The sequence below is a fragment of the Vreelandella sp. V005 genome (genome assembly GCF_052645115.1).
Window position 1 is genome coordinate 57,604 of sequence record NZ_JBQXYA010000010.1, and the last position, 16,900, is coordinate 74,503.

General features: G+C 54.1%; 14 protein-coding genes. 10 read left to right on the forward strand and 4 right to left on the reverse strand.

Going from position 1 to position 16,900, the window contains the following annotated elements; translation table 11 throughout:
- Window positions 1-47 precede the first annotated feature (47 nt).
- The 7 genes from ACUN8H_RS17270 to ACUN8H_RS17300 all read left to right on the forward strand — a co-directional run bounded on the left by ACUN8H_RS17270 (window position 48) and on the right by ACUN8H_RS17300 (window position 6,661).
- Entirely contained in the window at window positions 48-935 is an 888-nt protein-coding gene (locus tag ACUN8H_RS17270; protein ID WP_445533280.1) for a branched-chain amino acid ABC transporter permease, read from the forward strand.
- 5 nt (window positions 936-940) lie between these two features.
- On the forward strand, window positions 941-1,933 hold the full coding sequence (locus ACUN8H_RS17275; RefSeq protein ID WP_445533334.1) for a branched-chain amino acid ABC transporter permease: 993 nt from the start codon (window positions 941-943) through the stop codon (window positions 1,931-1,933).
- A 217-nt stretch (window positions 1,934-2,150) separates the two neighbouring features.
- Window positions 2,151-3,305 (forward strand): acyl-CoA dehydrogenase family protein, encoded by a 1,155-nt coding sequence (locus ACUN8H_RS17280; RefSeq protein ID WP_445533281.1) that lies wholly within the window; start codon window positions 2,151-2,153, stop codon window positions 3,303-3,305.
- A gap of 17 nt (window positions 3,306-3,322) precedes the next feature.
- Window positions 3,323-4,438, forward strand: coding sequence for an enoyl-CoA hydratase/isomerase family protein (locus tag ACUN8H_RS17285; RefSeq protein ID WP_445533282.1), 1,116 nt, complete (start codon window positions 3,323-3,325; stop codon window positions 4,436-4,438).
- On the forward strand, window positions 4,405-5,382 hold the full coding sequence (gene mmsB / locus ACUN8H_RS17290) for a 3-hydroxyisobutyrate dehydrogenase (RefSeq protein ID WP_445533283.1): 978 nt from the start codon (window positions 4,405-4,407) through the stop codon (window positions 5,380-5,382). The genes ACUN8H_RS17285 and mmsB overlap by 34 nt, the downstream gene beginning before the upstream one ends.
- A gap of 191 nt (window positions 5,383-5,573) precedes the next feature.
- The gene (locus ACUN8H_RS17295; protein WP_445533284.1) at window positions 5,574-6,200 is read left to right on the forward strand and encodes a glutathione S-transferase family protein; all 627 of its coding nucleotides are present in this window, start codon (window positions 5,574-5,576) and stop codon (window positions 6,198-6,200) included.
- A complete protein-coding gene (locus ACUN8H_RS17300; protein ID WP_445533285.1) occupies window positions 6,200-6,661 on the forward strand; it encodes a GDSL-type esterase/lipase family protein in 462 nt (153 codons plus the stop codon). The genes ACUN8H_RS17295 and ACUN8H_RS17300 overlap by 1 nt, the downstream gene beginning before the upstream one ends.
- Before the next feature lie 47 nt (window positions 6,662-6,708).
- Here ACUN8H_RS17300 and ACUN8H_RS17305 read toward each other — a convergent pair whose 3' ends face one another.
- Window positions 6,709-7,629 (reverse strand): ketopantoate reductase family protein, encoded by a 921-nt coding sequence (locus tag ACUN8H_RS17305; protein ID WP_445533286.1) that lies wholly within the window; start codon window positions 7,627-7,629, stop codon window positions 6,709-6,711.
- A gap of 595 nt (window positions 7,630-8,224) precedes the next feature.
- Here ACUN8H_RS17305 and ACUN8H_RS17310 point away from each other — a divergent pair.
- The 3 genes from ACUN8H_RS17310 (at window position 8,225) to ACUN8H_RS17320 (ending at window position 12,089) form a co-directional block, all read left to right on the forward strand.
- The gene (locus tag ACUN8H_RS17310) at window positions 8,225-9,157 is read left to right on the forward strand and encodes a hypothetical protein (RefSeq protein ID WP_445533287.1); all 933 of its coding nucleotides are present in this window, start codon (window positions 8,225-8,227) and stop codon (window positions 9,155-9,157) included.
- A 62-nt stretch (window positions 9,158-9,219) separates the two neighbouring features.
- Window positions 9,220-10,308 (forward strand): DUF4238 domain-containing protein, encoded by a 1,089-nt coding sequence (locus tag ACUN8H_RS17315; RefSeq protein ID WP_445533288.1) that lies wholly within the window; start codon window positions 9,220-9,222, stop codon window positions 10,306-10,308.
- 794 nt (window positions 10,309-11,102) lie between these two features.
- Window positions 11,103-12,089, forward strand: coding sequence for an AraC family transcriptional regulator (locus ACUN8H_RS17320; RefSeq protein WP_445533289.1), 987 nt, complete (start codon window positions 11,103-11,105; stop codon window positions 12,087-12,089).
- Between the two features lie 53 nt (window positions 12,090-12,142).
- On the opposite strand, the gene ACUN8H_RS17325 is transcribed toward ACUN8H_RS17320, so the two are convergent.
- From ACUN8H_RS17325 to ACUN8H_RS17335, 3 genes are all read right to left on the reverse strand, one after another.
- Window positions 12,143-13,582 (reverse strand): FAD-binding oxidoreductase, encoded by a 1,440-nt coding sequence (locus ACUN8H_RS17325; RefSeq protein WP_445533290.1) that lies wholly within the window; start codon window positions 13,580-13,582, stop codon window positions 12,143-12,145.
- A 1,003-nt stretch (window positions 13,583-14,585) separates the two neighbouring features.
- Window positions 14,586-15,647, reverse strand: a complete 1,062-nt coding sequence (locus tag ACUN8H_RS17330; RefSeq protein WP_445533291.1) for a tartrate dehydrogenase — start codon at window positions 15,645-15,647, stop codon at window positions 14,586-14,588.
- A gap of 77 nt (window positions 15,648-15,724) precedes the next feature.
- Window positions 15,725-16,891: a mandelate racemase/muconate lactonizing enzyme family protein gene (locus ACUN8H_RS17335; RefSeq protein WP_445533292.1), complete on the reverse strand. Its 1,167-nt coding sequence runs from the start codon at window positions 16,889-16,891 to the stop codon at window positions 15,725-15,727.
- Window positions 16,892-16,900 lie beyond the last annotated feature (9 nt).

Consider the following 16,900-nt stretch of genomic DNA (forward strand, 5'->3'; position numbering starts at 1 on the left):
TGGCGGCAAGATGCCGCCAACTGTTTGATGGCGAGGAGAGTCGCGTTATGACGATGATATTCGGCGTGCCATTGGCCGTCTTCATGGGCCAGCTGACGCTAGGTCTTGTGAACGGCGCCTTTTACGCACTGCTTAGCCTGGGCCTGGCGGTCATCTTCGGCCTATTGAAGATCGTCAACTTCGCCCACGGGGCGCAATACATGCTGGGGGCCTTCGCCGCGCTGTTAGGCTTTCGATACCTGGGCATTAACTACTGGCTGGCGCTACTGCTGGTTCCCCTCGTGGTGGGTGCCTTCGGTGTGCTGCTTGAGCGCTTTCTGCTGCGCCGAATTGCCCATTTGGATCATCTCTATGGGCTGCTGCTGACCTTTGGTCTGGCGCTGATTTTTGAAGGCACGCTGATCAACTTCTTCGGGGTTTCCGGCGCGCGTTATGCAACGCCTGAGATATTGCAGGGCGGCTTGAACCTAGGCTTCATGTTCCTGCCCACTTACCGTGCCTGGGTATTGGTGGCGGCACTGGCGATGTGCCTGTTCACTTGGTTCATGATCGAACGCACGCGATTGGGGGCCTACCTGCGGGCAGGCACTGAAAACTCACAATTGATGCAGGCGTTTGGCGTCAATGTGCCGTTGCTGATAACGCTTACCTATGGCTTTGGTGTGGCCCTGGCCGCGTTTGCCGGAGTGCTTGCCGCGCCGCTGTATCCGGTTTCCCCCACCATGGGTTCCAGCCTCTTGATCGTGGTGTTTGCAGTGGTGGTGATTGGGGGCATGGGCTCAATCTTGGGCGCCATTATTACGGGCCTGGCGATGGGCATCATCGAAGGCCTGACCAAGGTGTACTACCCGGAGGCCTCTAATACGGTGATATTCTTCGTCATGATCGTCGTGCTCATGTTGCGCCCAGTCGGGCTGTTCGGTAAGGAGGCATAAGCATGATGACGGAATCTCAACCAATGGCGGCGCCTTCGGCGGTGATAGAGCGTCAGAAGCGCGCCAAGTTTCGCCGTAATATGTTTTACCTGGCGCTGATCGTAGTGGGGCTGGTGGCACCCTTTCTCGCCTACCCCGTATTCTTGATGAAAGTGCTCTGTTTTGCGCTATTCGCCTGCGCGTTTAACCTGTTGCTTGGCTATGCGGGGTTGTTGTCCTTCGGGCATGCGGCGTTCTTGGCCACAGGCGGCTACGTAACCGGCTATTTGCTGGCGAGCTACCCGGGGCTAACGCCAGAGTTGGGTATTATCGCCGGTACCTTAATGGCGACCCTGCTGGGTGTGCTGTTCGGAGTGCTCTCCATTCGTCGCCAGGGCATCTATTTTGCCATGGTGACCCTGGCCATCGCCCAGCTGGTGTATTTCATGTTTGTGCAGGCGCCGTTTACCGGCGGTGAAGATGGGCTGCACGGCGTACCGCGTGGCGAACTGTTTGGCTTTATCAGCCTGAGCAGCAACCTGGCGATGTACTACTTCGTGTTTGCGATCTTCATCTTCGGCTTCGCGCTGATTCAGCGCACGGTGCACTCGCCGTTTGGTCAGGTGTTAAAAGCGATTCGTGAAAACGAGCCCCGCGCAGTATCGCTGGGCTACAACGCTGATGCCTACAAGCTGGTAGCGTTCGTTATTTCGGCTGGTTTAGCGGGGCTGGCCGGTTCGACCAAAACCGTGGTGTTTCAGTTGGCCTCGCTTACCGATGCCCACTGGCATATGTCTGGCGAGGTCATTCTGATGACCCTGCTGGGTGGGGTAGGAACGCTGCTGGGCCCCTTAATGGGCGCGGGCATTGTGGTTAGCCTTCAGCATATCCTGGCGCAATCCCCGTTGGGGAATTGGGTGAGCGTGATCCTCGGTATTATCTTTGTGTTCTGCGTGCTTAGCTTCCGCAGCGGTATCGTCGGCGAGCTGGACAAAATGTACCGAAAAAACTTCAAGTAGCCCTTAGAGGCGGTACTGTCTCGTGCTTATTGTTTCTTCCCATTGGGCGCCGTTTGGCGCCCTTTTTTCTACTCCATTCCCTATACGACGCTCAAGTCTCTACACCTAAGGTCGCAAGCGCTTGCAGGTTGCTTGTGGTCAGGTAAATGGATAAGTTAACGTTAACGTCAATTACAACGACAACAGCAGTGTGCACGCGCATTTGCGGAGATACGCCATGAATTTTGAACTCAATGAAGACCAGGTCGCCTTTGCCGATATGGCGCGGGCGTTTGCCCAAAACGAACTTGAGCCCCATGCGGCCGAGTGGGATCAAACCTCTTTCTTTCCAGTGGATGTAATTCGTAAAGCGGGCGAGCTGGGCTTTTGCTCGCTGTATGCCCCAGAAAGCGTAGGCGGGTTAGGGCTTTCGCGGCTGGATGCAAGCATCATTTTCGAGCAGCTCGCCATGGGCTGCACCTCGACCACGGCGTATTTGACTATTCATAACATGGTGACCTGGATGCTGGCCGATTTCGGCACACCAGATGCAGTCGAGCAGTGGGGCGCAAGGCTGGCTACGGGCGAGCTGCTGGGTTCCTACTGCCTGACCGAACCTAACTCAGGCTCCGATGCCGCCTCCCTAAAAACCACTGCCAAGCGCGATGGTGATCACTACGTGCTGACCGGCAGCAAGATGTTTATTTCCGGCGCGGGTAGTACCGATTTCCTGGTGGTGATGGCGCGCACCGGTGGTGAGGGGGCTAGCGGCGTCTCAGCGTTTGCGGTGGATGCCAAGAGCGAAGGCATTAGCTACGGGCGCAAGGAAGAGAAGATGGGCTGGAACAGCCAGCCCACTCGCATGATTACCTTTGAAGAAGTGCGGGTGCCCGCCAATCACCTATTGGGCAATGAAGGTGACGGTTTCAAAATCGCCATGAAAGGCCTTGATGGGGGGCGGATCAACATTGCTACCTGCTCGATCGGCACTGCCCAGCAGGCGATCAATAAAGCGCGGGAATACATGCTCGAGCGCAAGCAGTTCGGTAAACGGCTCGCCGAGTTTCAGGCGCTTCAGTTCCGCCTGGCCGATATGGTCACCGAGCTGGTCGCTGCACGCCAACTGGTGCGTATGGCCGCCACCAAGCTGGACGCCGGCCACGCCGATGCACCGACTTACTGTGCCATGGCTAAACGCTTTGCCACCGATGTGGGCTTCAAGGTGTGCGACGAAGCGCTGCAAATGTACGGCGGCAACGGCTATATCAAGGAGTACCCCATGGAGCGCTACGTGCGCGATACCCGGGTGCACCGGATTCTCGAAGGCACCAACGAAATCATGCGCCTGATCATCTCCCGCCGGGTACTGGCAGACGGCGCCACCGAGCTGTAAAAGGATAAGGAATGCCCATGAGCAGTGTACTGTTTACCGAACACCCCGCCCAAGACGGCCACGTCATCGCCGAAATAAAGCTGGATGCCGAGCGCTCGCTGAACGCGTTAACGCTCGAAATGTGCGAAGCGATGTTGCCGCGCCTGCGCGAATGGGCCACCGACGAGCGTGTGGTGGCGATACTGCTGGATAGCGCCGGCGAAAAGGCGTTTTGTGCCGGTGGTGATGTCGTCAATCTGTACAAAACGATTATGGGCGAGGGCGACCCCAGTTTCCCCGAGCGCTTTTTCGAAACCGAATACCGGCTCGACTACCTGCTGCACACCTACCCCAAACCGGTGATCTGCTGGGGGAGCGGTATTGTGATGGGCGGCGGCATGGGGCTATTGAGTGCCAGCAGCCACCGCGTGGTGACCGAAACCTCCCGCCTGGCCATGCCGGAAGTCACTATCGGCCTTTACCCGGATGTTGGCGCCAGCTGGTTTTTGAATCGTCTGCCCAACGGCACAGGCCGCTTTTTAGCCATGACCGGCTGTCAGGTCAGTGCGCCGGATGCCGTTCACCTTGGCCTGGCCGACCGCTGTATTGCCAGCCACCACCGGGATGCATTGCTGCAGCAACTGATTGATGCACGTTGGGGGAAAGGCGCCGACACTGACGCACATGGCGTGGTCAACCGCATTATGCGCGAGCTAGAGCAAACCTCGCAGCCGGTCTTTGCCGAGCTGGAAGCTCCCGTTTATCAGCACGCCACGCTGATTCGCGAATTGATGGATCACGACAGCGTTGAGCAGATGGTTGCCGCCATTGCCGCGGTAAAAAGCGACAACAAGTGGTTCAACAAAGCGCAGAAAACGCTGGCCCACGGCAGCCCGGTGTCTATCAAACTGATCGATGAACAGCTGAAGCGCGCCAAACACATGTCACTGGCGGAAGTGTTTCAGTTTGAAATGGCGCTTTCCGTTCAGTGCTGCCGCCACCGCGAATTTCCCGAGGGTGTGCGTGCGCTGCTGGTCGATAAAGATGGCCAGCCCGCGTGGACTTACCCGGACGTCGCTTCGGTCGAGCAGGGCTTTATTGATGAGCTGTTAGCCTCGCCATGGGAGACCAACCCGCTCGTCGAACTAAAATAGTTAGCAGCCTTAACGTCACTACTCATCAACGAATAATAAGGACAATACGCATGACTACCGTCGCGTTTATCGGTTTAGGCAATATGGGTGGCCCGATGGCCGCTAACCTCTCAAAGGCGGGGTTTGACGTTCGCGCTTTTGATCTTTCTGAAGCAACACTGGAGACCGCCAAAGCCAACGGCTGCGAAGTCGCGTTTTCAGCCCAAGAAGCTGCCACCGGTGCAGATTTCGTCATTTCCATGCTGCCCGCAGGTAAGCACGTGCGCGACCTCTATGTAGAGGGCGATGCGCCGCTGTTCGAGGTGATCAAGCAGAGCGCGCTGGTGATCGACTGTTCCACCATCGATGCCGACACCGCCCGCAGCGTGGCCGCCGAAGGCGAAAAACTGGGCATTGGTTTTGTCGACGCGCCTGTGTCCGGCGGGGTAGGCGGCGCGCAAGCGGGCACGCTGACCTTTATCGTGGGTGGCTCGGAGGCTCAGTTTGAACAGGCCAAACGGGTGCTGGACGTGATGGGCAAAAACATCTTCCACGCCGGGGACCATGGTGCAGGGCAGGTGGCCAAAGTATGCAACAACATGCTGCTCTCCATCCTAATGGCGGGCACCTGTGAAGCGATCAATATGGGCGTCAAAAACGGCCTCGACCCAGCGGTGCTTTCAGAAATCATGAAGCAGAGTTCCGGCGGCAATTGGGCGCTCAACGTTTACAACCCCTACCCAGGCGTCATGGATAACGCCCCCGCCTCCAAAGATTATCAGGGCGGCTTCCAAGTCGACCTGATGATCAAGGATCTGGGCCTCGCCATGGATGTCAGCCAGCAAAGCGCCTCCGCGGTACCCATGGGCTCCGCCGCCCGCTCACTATTCACGCTCCATAAAGCCAAAGGCAACGGCAAACTCGACTTCTCAAGTCTAATGCAGTTTTATCAAGATAAATCCTAAAGTGTGAGGCGAGAGGAGTAATAGGTGAGGGAGTGTAGCGCGGGGTAACAAGTGTCGAGTGTAGCGAGAAACGAGGCACCCGCGAAGGGCGGCAATGCCGCCCCTGCATTCCCTCCAAACCCAACCAACTTGCCACCCACCGCCGCGCGCGGCAAACTCAGATCCTTTCTCACCAACAATAAAGGACGACCATGGTCACACTTTGGGGCCGCAACAACTCCACCAACGTCAAAAAAGTGCTGTGGGTGCTAGAAGAACTGGTACTGCCTTTCGAGCAAATCCAAGCCGGTCTTCATCACGGTGTCAACAACACCCCAGAATACCTAGCCATGAACCCCTCCGGGCTTGTGCCGCTACTCAAGGACGACGCCACCAATAGCGTGCTGTGGGAATCCAACGCCATTATTCGCTATCTGGCTGCCCAGTACGGCCAGAACAAGCTTTGGATAGAAGCGCCCGCCGAGCGCGCCCAAATGGAAAAGTGGATGGAGTGGGCCAACAGCACGTTGACGCCAGCTCACCGCAAGATCCTGATGGGATATGTAAGAACACCACCCGAAAAACGCGATAACGCCGCCATTGAAGCAGCGATGAAAGAGTGCGAAGCGCTATTTGCCATCATGGATAACGCACTGGCAAATCAGTCCTGGTTTTCCGGCGACGCTTTTGGCTTGGGCGATATCGCCATCGCGCCCTTTGTTTACAACATGCTCAACAGCGGCCTTACCTGGAAGACGCAACCCCACATTGAGCGTTGGTATCAACAGCTCACTGAGCTGCCCAGCTTCCAAAAAGTCGTGATGATTCCGGTGACGTAATGCTTGAGCTTGATGGTTCCGCCTATTTGTCATCCGCCATAGCAACTCATCATCCGCTCGATTTGGTTGTGATCATGCTTGGCACGAATGATGTTAAGGCAATGTTTGAGCGCTCACCTTTTCGAATTGCAATCGGTATGGGAAAGCTGATCGACATAGTGGAACAGACAGGCGGTGGGGTTGGAACCTCTTATCCAGCGCCAAAGGTGTTGGTGCTCTCTCCGCCTCCACTCGGAAATGTGGCTCCTGAGGGGCGCGCCGAAAGATTTGCTGGCGGCGTAGAGAAAACGGAAGCACTTCCACCCTTGTACGAGGCAATTGCTGAGGCGGCTGGCGCGGAGTTTTATGATGTCGGCACGCTGGCAACCACGGATGGAGTAAACGGCGTTCATTTCTCTCCAGAAACGCATAATGCGATTGGCGTCGGCGTCGCTGAAAAGGTCATGTCAATTCTGGAGTAGTTGGGTTCGGTAGTGCCTAACATGCCTCCTTAATGGTGAAGCGTTCATCAATAAATCGCTTCTAACAGCCCTATATCATCATTGAGCGCCTGTAGTTTATGACACGCCAATCCATGCCGCTCGGCGCTCTCAATCAACGGCCCTAAAATCGCCCCCCGCTCGGTGGGGCGCTTGGCCTCGATATCCTGCAGCATCGAGGCTTTATTGTTCGCGGTGCTCTCAACCACCTGCCACACCAACGCTAACCACGCTGCCTCTCCTTGACCGTTATTGGGAGGCGCAATACCCTCGGCCAGCATAATTGCCGCGACTTCCTTAACCACCGCCACCACACGGTCTGAATAAGCTTCACCGCGTAACTCTCCATTACGCACACCGTTCAATGCCACCAACGGATTAATCGCCGCGTTCACCGCCAGCTTCTGCCACAAACGCTGGCGAATATCAGTCACCGCCGTGGCAGTAAGCCCCGCCTGGGTCAATAATTCCGCCAATGTTTTCGCCAACTCACCGTGCTGATTGTTTAAGTCCCCCACAAAAGTATGCCCGCGCCCCGCATGCACCACGCCATCATCACCGGTTAAATAAGCCCCTTCAGTAGTGGTCGCACAAAGCACCGGTCCCGGCCACGCCTGGGTAATACGCGGCTGAGACAAAAATCCGTTTTGCCACAGTACCAGCGGGGTAGAGGGGGGAATTAAACTGGCAAGGCTTTCAAGTGCCGCTTCAGCGCTCATGGCTTTGGTAGTGATATGCACAAACGCAGGCGGCTCAGGTGCATCAACCGCAAAATGCACAACGGTAAACGAGGTTAAGTGCTGCACACGCACTTCGCCTTCCGGCGTCGTCAGCCTCTGCTGCGCGGGCAAGTCACGGCGGCCGATTAGCGCTACCTCTGCAAAGGGGGCCAGCGAGTGAGCCAATAATCGGCCAATCGCGCCAGGGCCAAGAATCCAGTGGGTCGTCATTATCTAAATATCATCAGCAGTGGAAATGCTGCCAAGCTTACCGCGTTCAGTGGAGGGAGGCGAAGGTAGGGAAAAGCATTAGTCACGGGACTATTTGATAGTGACGCCGGTAAGCATAGTCTGCTAGCGTAAAGCTAAGAAGATTTTGAGGATGGGGTGTTGGTTGGGTAGTCGAGCTAGGTGTGTTTCTTTTAAAAAAGCGTTGAGGACTGACCGCTATCGACCCAAAGCGGACGTTCACTGAACCGTAATTTGCGGAAGCATTTGCCAACACTGCGCGTATTTCTGGTGACGGTTGCATTATGAGTGCGCATATTTCTGGAAAAGCATGCTGTAAGTTTAGGTAAAACAATGGTTTATAAGAATACGTTGTATGCTTATGCGCCATCTTGAAAAAATGGTCATAAAGTTAACGCGCATGCGCATTTTTCTAATGAGCCTTACGAGAAAAAAGCATGTACCTCTTTTCTATCAGTAAATTAGGCACCTGTTGGCAAGGTGGGGCTTCCCAGAAAAACGCGCATGCGCATGGATAAAACTATTATGTGTCCCAGGCCTCCAGCCTAGTAGATACCTTCAAAGCATGGACTAAACTATGGGAAAAGAAGAACAACAGATCGGTTATGTCAAGTATTCTGGAAAACTTGTTCAGGATGGTTACATGGATGCCCGAAAATCTGCGCAAGCACTACTGGGAGTTGATGAAGCTGTTAGGTTCTTCGTTCTCCAACAAGCGCCGGAGCTCAGAGAGATCGATTTCGAATTTCCCGTAAAAGTAAAGAAGGGATCTTGGGAGATAGTTATTGGCGGAATTTTACTTGCCTATGGGGTCAAGGCAGCTCAAAAAATGGCTGAGAATGACTTTAAAGATATTGGCATCAAGGATGTTTTTAAAAAGGCTATCAGCGCTATTCAATGGGTGATCCGAATTGGCAAACACATGGGTGATCTGGAAATCAAAAAATTCGAAAACGTTAAGTTTAAAGACAACAATAATCTGATAGGACTTAGAAACTCCCAAGGTGAGTATCTCTATGTTCCAAAGGAATTCCTAGAGTTTTACGTATCGACTAAGCCTGCGCTGCTTAAGAAAGTATCTGAAGTGGTTGAGGAGGAGCGATCATTGATCGTAGGCTTGTATCAAGGTGAAGAATTGGTTGAAGAGGTGCTGACGCGGAGGCACCGCCAAATTTTTACCCATGAAAAAGAAGAGGTCGAAAACCTCCTCTTTCCTGAGTTGGAACACGGCCAAGAAGTCGTTCTTGAGGGAGAGCTGTCCCGGGGGAATGAAATGACCAATACCATGGGACTTGGCTACCAAGGTCATGTCCTAACAGCAGTTCCAGAAGTCGGAAGCATTGTGCGCTATAAACCCAGTCTATTTCTACGATGTAAAATGCATGGCCGAGTAAGTCGTGAAGACGAAAAAGGACGATTAGACGCGCGGCGCCCCAAGATAATATTTAACAGGATTGAACCACTTGAATCCGAAGATGAAAATCAGTCACTGTTCACCAAAAATATATAATCAGGCCAGTCGCTTCGCTCGGCCTCTGCTGGCAGCGTTATGCACCGATTGGTATCTATTCAATGGCATCAAATAAGAATCAGCATTACGTCCCTCAATGTTACTTAAAGCGATTTTCATCTGTTGAGTCTGGGGTTGCGATTAACCTTTTTAATTTGGATAGAAAGAAACTCATTGAGAATGCCCCTATAAAAAAGCAGTGCTCAAAAGGGTATTTTTACGGTAAGGATTTGGTTATTGAAAAGGCATTACAGCCAATTGAAGGTGGATACTCATCGGTTATAAACCAAATTATCGAACCAGGGTACAGGTTTTCAGAAGAACACAAGACATTCCTTAAGCGTTTCTGGCTCTTGCAAAACATGAGGACAGATGCAGCCTCAAGGCGTAGTGTTGAAATGTCTGATGAAATGGGTGTGGTTGCCGGTATTGATTCATCTGAGTATCGACAAGAACTAGACGAAGCCGTTGCTCTATCAATGAAAATATTTTATGAGCATATGGATATAGTTGACGATTTGAAAGTATGCCTTATTAAAAATAAAACTGATGCTGAATTCATAACATCGGATGACCCTGCCGTTCTGTCCAATAAATGGCATATTTTTAAAAAGTCATCTTCAGGATTGTCGTTTGGGCTTGGTTCGGCAGGTAATATTATTCTGTTACCTTTAACTCCGAATATATTGTGTTTAGGCTATGACGGTGACGTTTATAGTATTAAGCATAAGAACGGTTGGGTTGACGTGAAAGATAAACGTGACATTCGATCCATAAACCAACATCAGTTTCTCAATTGTCGCGCAAACATATATTCGCATAAATCTGATATAGAGGCTGAACTAATATCTGATTATGAGGAAATAGCGCTTCGCAAGCCTATTCTTCGTCATAGTATAACTTACTCGGTGCTTGACCGTGTTGAGAATGGCTTTAAACTTTATAGGACAATAGATAGAAAAGACGCTGGTGAGCACGAAGAAGCTTTAATGCATTGTCAAATGAAATATCCTAAGTCGAGTTTATGGCCGAAACTAGTAGGATGGAGAAATAATGGATTCGTTTTTTCTAATGATTCTGGATTTGGGTATATCCGGAAGAGCAGGATTAGCGAAATGAAAGGTGAAAAGTTCAAAAAAATACGAGCGTAAATGCCTAACAAAAAGCTACTCTCTGACACATATTACTGAGCTCGTATTTGTGTCAGTCGCCGCGCTCCATTTTATACAAATACGCTCTCCGCAGTATGTGCAGTATGTGCAGTTGAGCTTGGCGTTAATAATAAAAGTCTAAAAGTCCGCTCTTGGCCGATCTCGGCCATAAACGGCAGGGCGGCACCGGGCCTGTGCATCGCCGCGAGAGTGGGAGATTCGCGTCACTCATAGAGGAATCGCGCCCTCCATCCAGACCTGCTGGATGAAAGCAAACGCCGATGCGGCATGCGTGCGGATGCTTCCCTTCATCGCGTCCACGTCGGAAAAGCCTGCACGGGCGAGACCCTAACTATACTGCCCGTGCTCAGGAACGGCTGCACGTGTTCGTCAATGCGTGTCTTTAAGTACAGCCTGATCGGCCCATCGATTGCCAACATCCACGCCGACCTGCTCCTGTTAGTATTCCTTACAGAGGGCCCAGATATTGAGGTCGTATAAGCCAAGGATCGCCTAGCTGTCGCCCTGGTTGATTATCACCAGCGCCAAGGGCTACCAGTTATGGCGGAACATGCTAGAGTTCAGATCAGTCAAGGTCGCCTCGATAGTATGAGGTTAGAAATAGGACGTAGCCCTGCGGTTGCGAGTGTCGAGACTAGTCTCAGGGTCTACTCCAGTGCGCGGAACGCCGCTGTTACCGAAGTGCCACCGTGTTTCTATAATTAGAATTACGCCGTATCGTCTTCCGTCCAGTCGACTGCCCTTCGGCCTGCGGTTGCGAGTGAGGTAAGGATGTGATCGACCACGATTTTCTTTCCGAAATGCTGCGCAGTGTCCGTCTATCCGGCGCGGTGTTCTTCGAGGTGGACGCGGCAGCGCCCTGGGTGGCGGCAGCGCCACCCAAAGAAAAAATTGCGCAGACAGTGGTGTCTGGCGCACAGCACGTGATCGAATACCACGTCGTTGTCGAAGGTAGCTGCTGGACTAGGCTGACCAATCCCGACAGCCAGCCGATCAAGCTGGGGCCAGGAAGCGTGGTGGTATTCCCGCACGGCGACACGCATGTGCTTGCCAGTGATCCGGGCCTTGATGCGGAGCCGAACCTCGCTGCATTCGACGAGGTCGCGCGCGGGCGCTCGCTGCCGTTCCACATTGACTTCCGGGACGGCGAAGTGGGTACAAATCGGCTCCTTTGTGGCTTCCTCGGCTGCGACGTGGCTCCCTTCAATCCGCTGATCGCGGCGCTCCCTCGGGTCATCCATGTACCTGATGGCTACGGTAACGGCGACGGATTCCTTAGCCATCTGATCGGCGCCGCTGTGCGAGAGACGGGAGCGACCGACGCTGGCAGCGATGGGGTTCTGGTAAAGTTGAGTGAGCTCATCTTCATCGAGGCAATCCGCAGGCACGCGGCTTCCTTGCCTTCGAACGCGGATGGTTGGCTCGCCGGTCTGCGCGATCCAGCGGTAGGCCGAGCGCTGCACCTGTTACACCGCGATTGCGCCCACCACTGGACGGTTGCAGAACTTGCGCGTGAGGCGGGTATGTCGCGAACCATTCTTTCTGAGCGATTCACAGCGCTTTTGGGCCTACCGCCCATGACCTATCTCACGAGTTGGCGGATGCAGCGAGCGGCAAGTCTGCTGAGTGCAGGTACGGTAACGCTCGCCCGGATCGCGGACGAGATCGGCTATGAATCCGAGGCCTCGTTTAGCCGTGCCTTCAAGCGGATGACGGGCCTATCGCCAGGGCACTGGCGGCAAAACGCGCAGCATCGCTGACTGCTCCGGAAAATCGCGCCGCCGAGGCTATCCCCAGCGACGCATTAGGAGCTTCACCCGGCCAGCTGTACCTCAGAGCCGGGTAAGATGTTCTGATTGAGACGGAACCGGTTATCCGGGTCGTAGCAGGCCTTGACTGCTGTGAGTCGGGCATAGTTTGCACCGTAGGCTTCAGCCACGCGGGCGCTCTCTTCGGCCGGCATGAAGTTGACGTAGACGCCCGCGGAGTAAGGGGAGAGCGCTTCGAAAAGGCCACGCGCCCAGCCGCGAGCTGCGTCGTCCTTTGCCGGATCCTGCCAGCGAGTGTGAATATTGACCACGTAATGGGGACGGCGCTGAACGAAGGCAGTCTCATGCGGGGCGATGCGAGACAATGCGCCGCCCACATGAGCGACAAAAATCTCCGTTTCCGCGTCGGGCAAGCGGTTGACGGCCTCGATAAGCGCTTCGACGGCGGTGTCGGGTAGTTCGAGTAAGTCGTGGGACTTCCAATAGTTGCGTGCACCGGGGATCAGGAGAGGATCGAAGATCTGCTGGAACTCGGCAAAAGGCTGAATGCCAGCCAGAAGCGCGAGCGGGTTGTTGATCGCACGAAGCGGGGCGATAACGGCCTCACCATCTTCGGGTTCGCCGGCGTAACAAAACGCCATCAAAGCGATACCGGTGCCGTGCGATTCCTCGGGCAGGAAAGGCATCGGTGGCGCATTGCGCACCACCATCCACGTCGTCAGCTCTTCCGAACCACCTTCCATCAGTTCCCGCTGAAGCGCGAAGAGCTCCCGCGCCCGTTCGAGCGGCAGGAAGAGTAGACCGCACAGCAGGTTGGGACGGACAACCCTTGCCTGGAACTCGAAACGAGTGATGACGCCGAAATTACCACCTCCACCGCGGAGCGCCCAGAAGAGGTCGGGATTCTCGTCCGCTGTAGCACACAGTCGCGCGCCATCAGCGGTGACAACATCGGCCGCAATCAGGCTATCGATCGTGAGGCCGTGCGCTCGCGTCAGCCAACCAAAGCCGCCGCCGAGAGTGAGGCCTGCAATACCGGTCGTCGAGTTTATGCCGACGGGTACCGCAAGTCCGTAGGGCGCGGTTGCGGCATCTAGCTCGGCCAGCGTGGCGCCGGGGCCCACCTGGACGCGGCGTGTCGTAGGGTTCACGTCGACATTGTTCATCACGGAGAGATCAATCATCAGGCCGCCCTCCGTAACCGCATTTCCCGCGATATTGTGCCCGCCGCCTTTGATGGAGATGAGCGCATCGGTCTGGCGTGCGAAGTTAACTACTGCGGCGACATCGTTGGCGTCGGCACAACACGCGATCAGTGCGGGCCGCTTGTCAATCATCGCATTCCATACGCTGCGGGCCGAGTCGTAGCCCTCATCGTCAGGCAGCAGCAGTAGGCCAGTCATATCGGCGCGCAGCGTCGAAATCATTTTGTCAGGAAGGCTTCGTGTCCCGCCTCCGAGCGTATTCAAAATAAAATCGGTCATGGTTTTGATCCTTTTGGGAGGACTGCCCCGGACGCCAAGCACCCGCCTTAAGAGCGAGCATATAGATCACGGCAGCCAGGAGAGTGGTCGTATAACGTTGCATGGACGTTCTCTTGTTGCGGTAAAGTGATGGGACAGCGCTCATTGCTCTTCTGCGCGAGGAGCTGTCATGACGGGGAACCGTCGTAAATCCCTTTTTGAGGGCACGCCACAAGCATACGAGTTAGCAGCATTACTAGGAATTGCCGTGCGTCCGAGTTAAATTGCCGTTCGTTCGGAATAGCAGGAATTGAGGGTCAACATAAGCAGGTTAGTCACTGTCAGAATGGCGCCGGAATGGTTGATCGCGCGCAGGTAGACGACCCAGCAGCTATGCAATCTTCAGTGTCGAGTTGCGCAGCACTTGCAATGGCAAAGTAGTCGCAGCCGAAGGGAAAGTGCTAGATCTTGATGTCACCAACGAGGAATCCGTCAACCAACTAGGTAACCTTGTCACCCTGCGCTGCGGCGCGTTGGAGATCGTTCTGCCTCAATGCGAAGGGGTAGTGTGGTAGTTATGGTGGGAGTTCAGGTATCTGTGGTCGACCGTATTGGCGAGGTCGGCAATCCGTCGCTTCGACCGAGCTTGACCTGCACATCCATGCGCAGAATTCGTATCCGAAGTCGAATCACCTATCTCGGGTGAAACGATGGCGATACGGATCAATACATCAGAATCATATGATCGTCTGCTCTTGGCCGATTCTTGCCTCCGATAGAGAAGTTTACAGACTGATGTAGCCATTCCTTTCAGAGCAGAATAAAGGTCAATTTTTCTAAAGGAAACCTCCTTCTACTTCACCTTGATCGGTAAAGCAGAGAGAAGGTCTGTGTTGCTTCTTTTACCTCTTCATGCGATCTAAGAAACTGTAATTGGAGGATAAGAGAGTCCGTTAAGCAGTGCTGATGGAAGTTCTCTTTAAGCTGCTTCAAGGGTGCCATTCTTGGAGCAGTTGCAATGTACTTACTGTTGTTCAATGTCAGAACAGATGGCTCGGGTCGCATCTTGCGTGGTCGCCGTACCTCCAAGATCCTTTGTTTGGAGGCCTGAGGCGGTCAATCGCTCTATGGCCGCCATAAGTCGTTCAGCTGCTGTCGTTTCCCCTAAGTGTTCCAGCATCATGGCAGCCGTCCAGAAGGCTCCCACGGGGTTGGCAATGCCTTGTCCAGCAATATCAAATGCTGATCCATGAATCGGCTCAAACATGGAGGGATAAGCCCTCTCAGGATTAAGGTTGGCGGTGGGCGCAATGCCTAAACTGCCTGACAGAGCGGCGGCCAAGTCTGACAAAATATCGGCATGCAGGTTAGTCGCGACAATGACATCCATTGTCTCGGGTTTAAGCACCATACGGGTAGTGGCTGCATCGACAAGCTCTCGATCAATCGTCACGTCAGGAAAGTCTTTTGCAACCTCGAAGAACACTTCATCCCATAGCACCATGCCGTATCGCTGAGCGTTGGATTTGGTGACCAATGTTAGTTTTTTACGGGGGCGGTCTTGGGCGAGTTTAAAAGCGAAACGGTGAATTCGCTCTATCCCTTTTCGAGTAAATATCGCCACCTCCGTGCCGACCTCCTCGGGATGCCCACGATGAGCACGGCCACCGTTGCCCGCATATTCACCTTCACTATTTTCTCTAACGATTACCCAATCAATTTTCTCGGCGCCTTTTAAACGGCTATTAACCCCAGGGAGCACACGGGCAGGGCGAACATTGGCGTATTGATCAAAGCCCTGACAGATAGCGAGCCGAAGCTCCCAAAGCGACACATGATCGGGAACCTCTTGGCTGCCCACTGCACCGAAGTAGATAGCATCAAATGTTGACAGCTTTTCTAGTCCACCTTCGGGGATGTATTCCCCCGTCTCAAGGTAGCGCTGAGAACTCCAATCAAAATCTTCGAATTCAAACTGAAAATCGTCACTTTTTTGCGACAACGTTTCCAGTACCTGCTTACCCGCCTCAATAACTTCAAGACCTATTCCATCACCTGGGATAACGGCTACACGATGATTGCGCATATCTTAAGCTCCAGCTTTGATAGACAATTTTGTTGTAAATTGTTGTGGCTGAGCGGCTAGGTAGTTCACCGCATGGCTCAGCGAAGATGTTTATCGAAGACTTTCATAAGTTCATGTTTGTCCTCAAAACCGATGCCGGGCATCGCCGGGATGGCAACATATCCTCTCTCAATGGGGGTCGAGTCGGCGAAGCCACCGAACGGCGCAAAGACCCTCGGGTAGGACTCGTTTCCTCCTAGCTTGAGGCCGGATGCAATGTTGAGAGCGAACTGATGACCACCATGCGGAATACATTGTCTCGGTGACCAGCCGTGTTGCTTCAACACCTTGAGCATGCGCAGGTATTCCACCAGGCCGTAGCTGAGCACTGGATCCATCTGCAAAATGTCGCGATCGGCTCGCATGCCACCGTAACGCAGCAGGTTGCGAGCATCCTGATGCGAAAATAAGTTTTCGCCGGTAGCCATGGGGGGTGCATAGTGTTCACCCAACTGCTGTTGCAAGGCGTAATCGAGCGGGTCACCAGCCTCCTCATACCAACGAACCCCATAGGGTGCCAGACCCTCGGCGAAGGCCAGCGCGGTCTTGAGCTCGAAGCGACCATTGGCATCGACGGCAAGGCACGAAGCGTTACCGACAACCTCGATCGCCGCCTCGACCCGTTCGAGGTCCTCGGCTAAGGGCACTCCGCCGATCTTCATCTTGGTGCAGGTGTAGCCAAGGTCGAGATAATCACGCATCTCGTCCTTGAGAGCACTGACCTGCTTACCTGGATAGTAGTAACCGCCTGCTGCATAAACCGATACTTTCGCATCGGCCGTTCCTTCACCATGACGCTCGGCCAGTAGCTGCGCCAGGGACTTGTTCTCCGCCTTGGCGACGATGTCCCACACAGCCATGTCGATGATGCCCACCGCCACCGAACGCTCACCGTGTCCACCGGGCTTTTCATTGGCCATCAACACGTCCCAGACCCGGAAAGGGTCGAGATTAGTACCGTTATCATCAAGCAGAGCTTGTGGGTCGGCTTCACGAAGGCGGGGCAGGAAGCGCTCGCGCAGTAGGCCGCTTTGCGCATAGCGGCCATTGGAATTAAAGCCGTAGCCCACTACCTGACGGCCATCGACCCAGACATCGGTATAGATCGCCAGTACCGATACATCCATCTTGGCGAAGGAGATGTAGGCGTTGGCAATGTCCGAGGCGATTGACACCCGTGCTTCACGAATATCAGTGATTTTCATGTATCACTC

Coding starts and splice junctions, on each gene's coding strand:
- ACUN8H_RS17335 (WP_445533292.1), bottom strand. CDS start 16,891: ATGAAAATCACTGATATTCGTGAAGCACGGGTGTCAATCGCCTCGGAC.
- ACUN8H_RS17295 (WP_445533284.1), top strand. CDS start 5,574: ATGGTCACACTTTGGGGCCGCAACAACTCCACCAACGTCAAAAAAGTG.
- ACUN8H_RS17330 (WP_445533291.1), bottom strand. CDS start 15,647: ATGCGCAATCATCGTGTAGCCGTTATCCCAGGTGATGGAATAGGTCTT.
- ACUN8H_RS17305 (WP_445533286.1), bottom strand. CDS start 7,629: ATGACGACCCACTGGATTCTTGGCCCTGGCGCGATTGGCCGATTATTG.
- ACUN8H_RS17300 (WP_445533285.1), top strand. CDS start 6,200: ATGCTTGAGCTTGATGGTTCCGCCTATTTGTCATCCGCCATAGCAACT.
- mmsB (WP_445533283.1), top strand. CDS start 4,405: ATGGGAGACCAACCCGCTCGTCGAACTAAAATAGTTAGCAGCCTTAAC.
- ACUN8H_RS17280 (WP_445533281.1), top strand. CDS start 2,151: ATGAATTTTGAACTCAATGAAGACCAGGTCGCCTTTGCCGATATGGCG.
- ACUN8H_RS17275 (WP_445533334.1), top strand. CDS start 941: ATGACGGAATCTCAACCAATGGCGGCGCCTTCGGCGGTGATAGAGCGT.
- ACUN8H_RS17315 (WP_445533288.1), top strand. CDS start 9,220: ATGGCATCAAATAAGAATCAGCATTACGTCCCTCAATGTTACTTAAAG.
- ACUN8H_RS17270 (WP_445533280.1), top strand. CDS start 48: ATGACGATGATATTCGGCGTGCCATTGGCCGTCTTCATGGGCCAGCTG.
- ACUN8H_RS17325 (WP_445533290.1), bottom strand. CDS start 13,582: ATGACCGATTTTATTTTGAATACGCTCGGAGGCGGGACACGAAGCCTT.
- ACUN8H_RS17310 (WP_445533287.1), top strand. CDS start 8,225: ATGGGAAAAGAAGAACAACAGATCGGTTATGTCAAGTATTCTGGAAAA.
- ACUN8H_RS17285 (WP_445533282.1), top strand. CDS start 3,323: ATGAGCAGTGTACTGTTTACCGAACACCCCGCCCAAGACGGCCACGTC.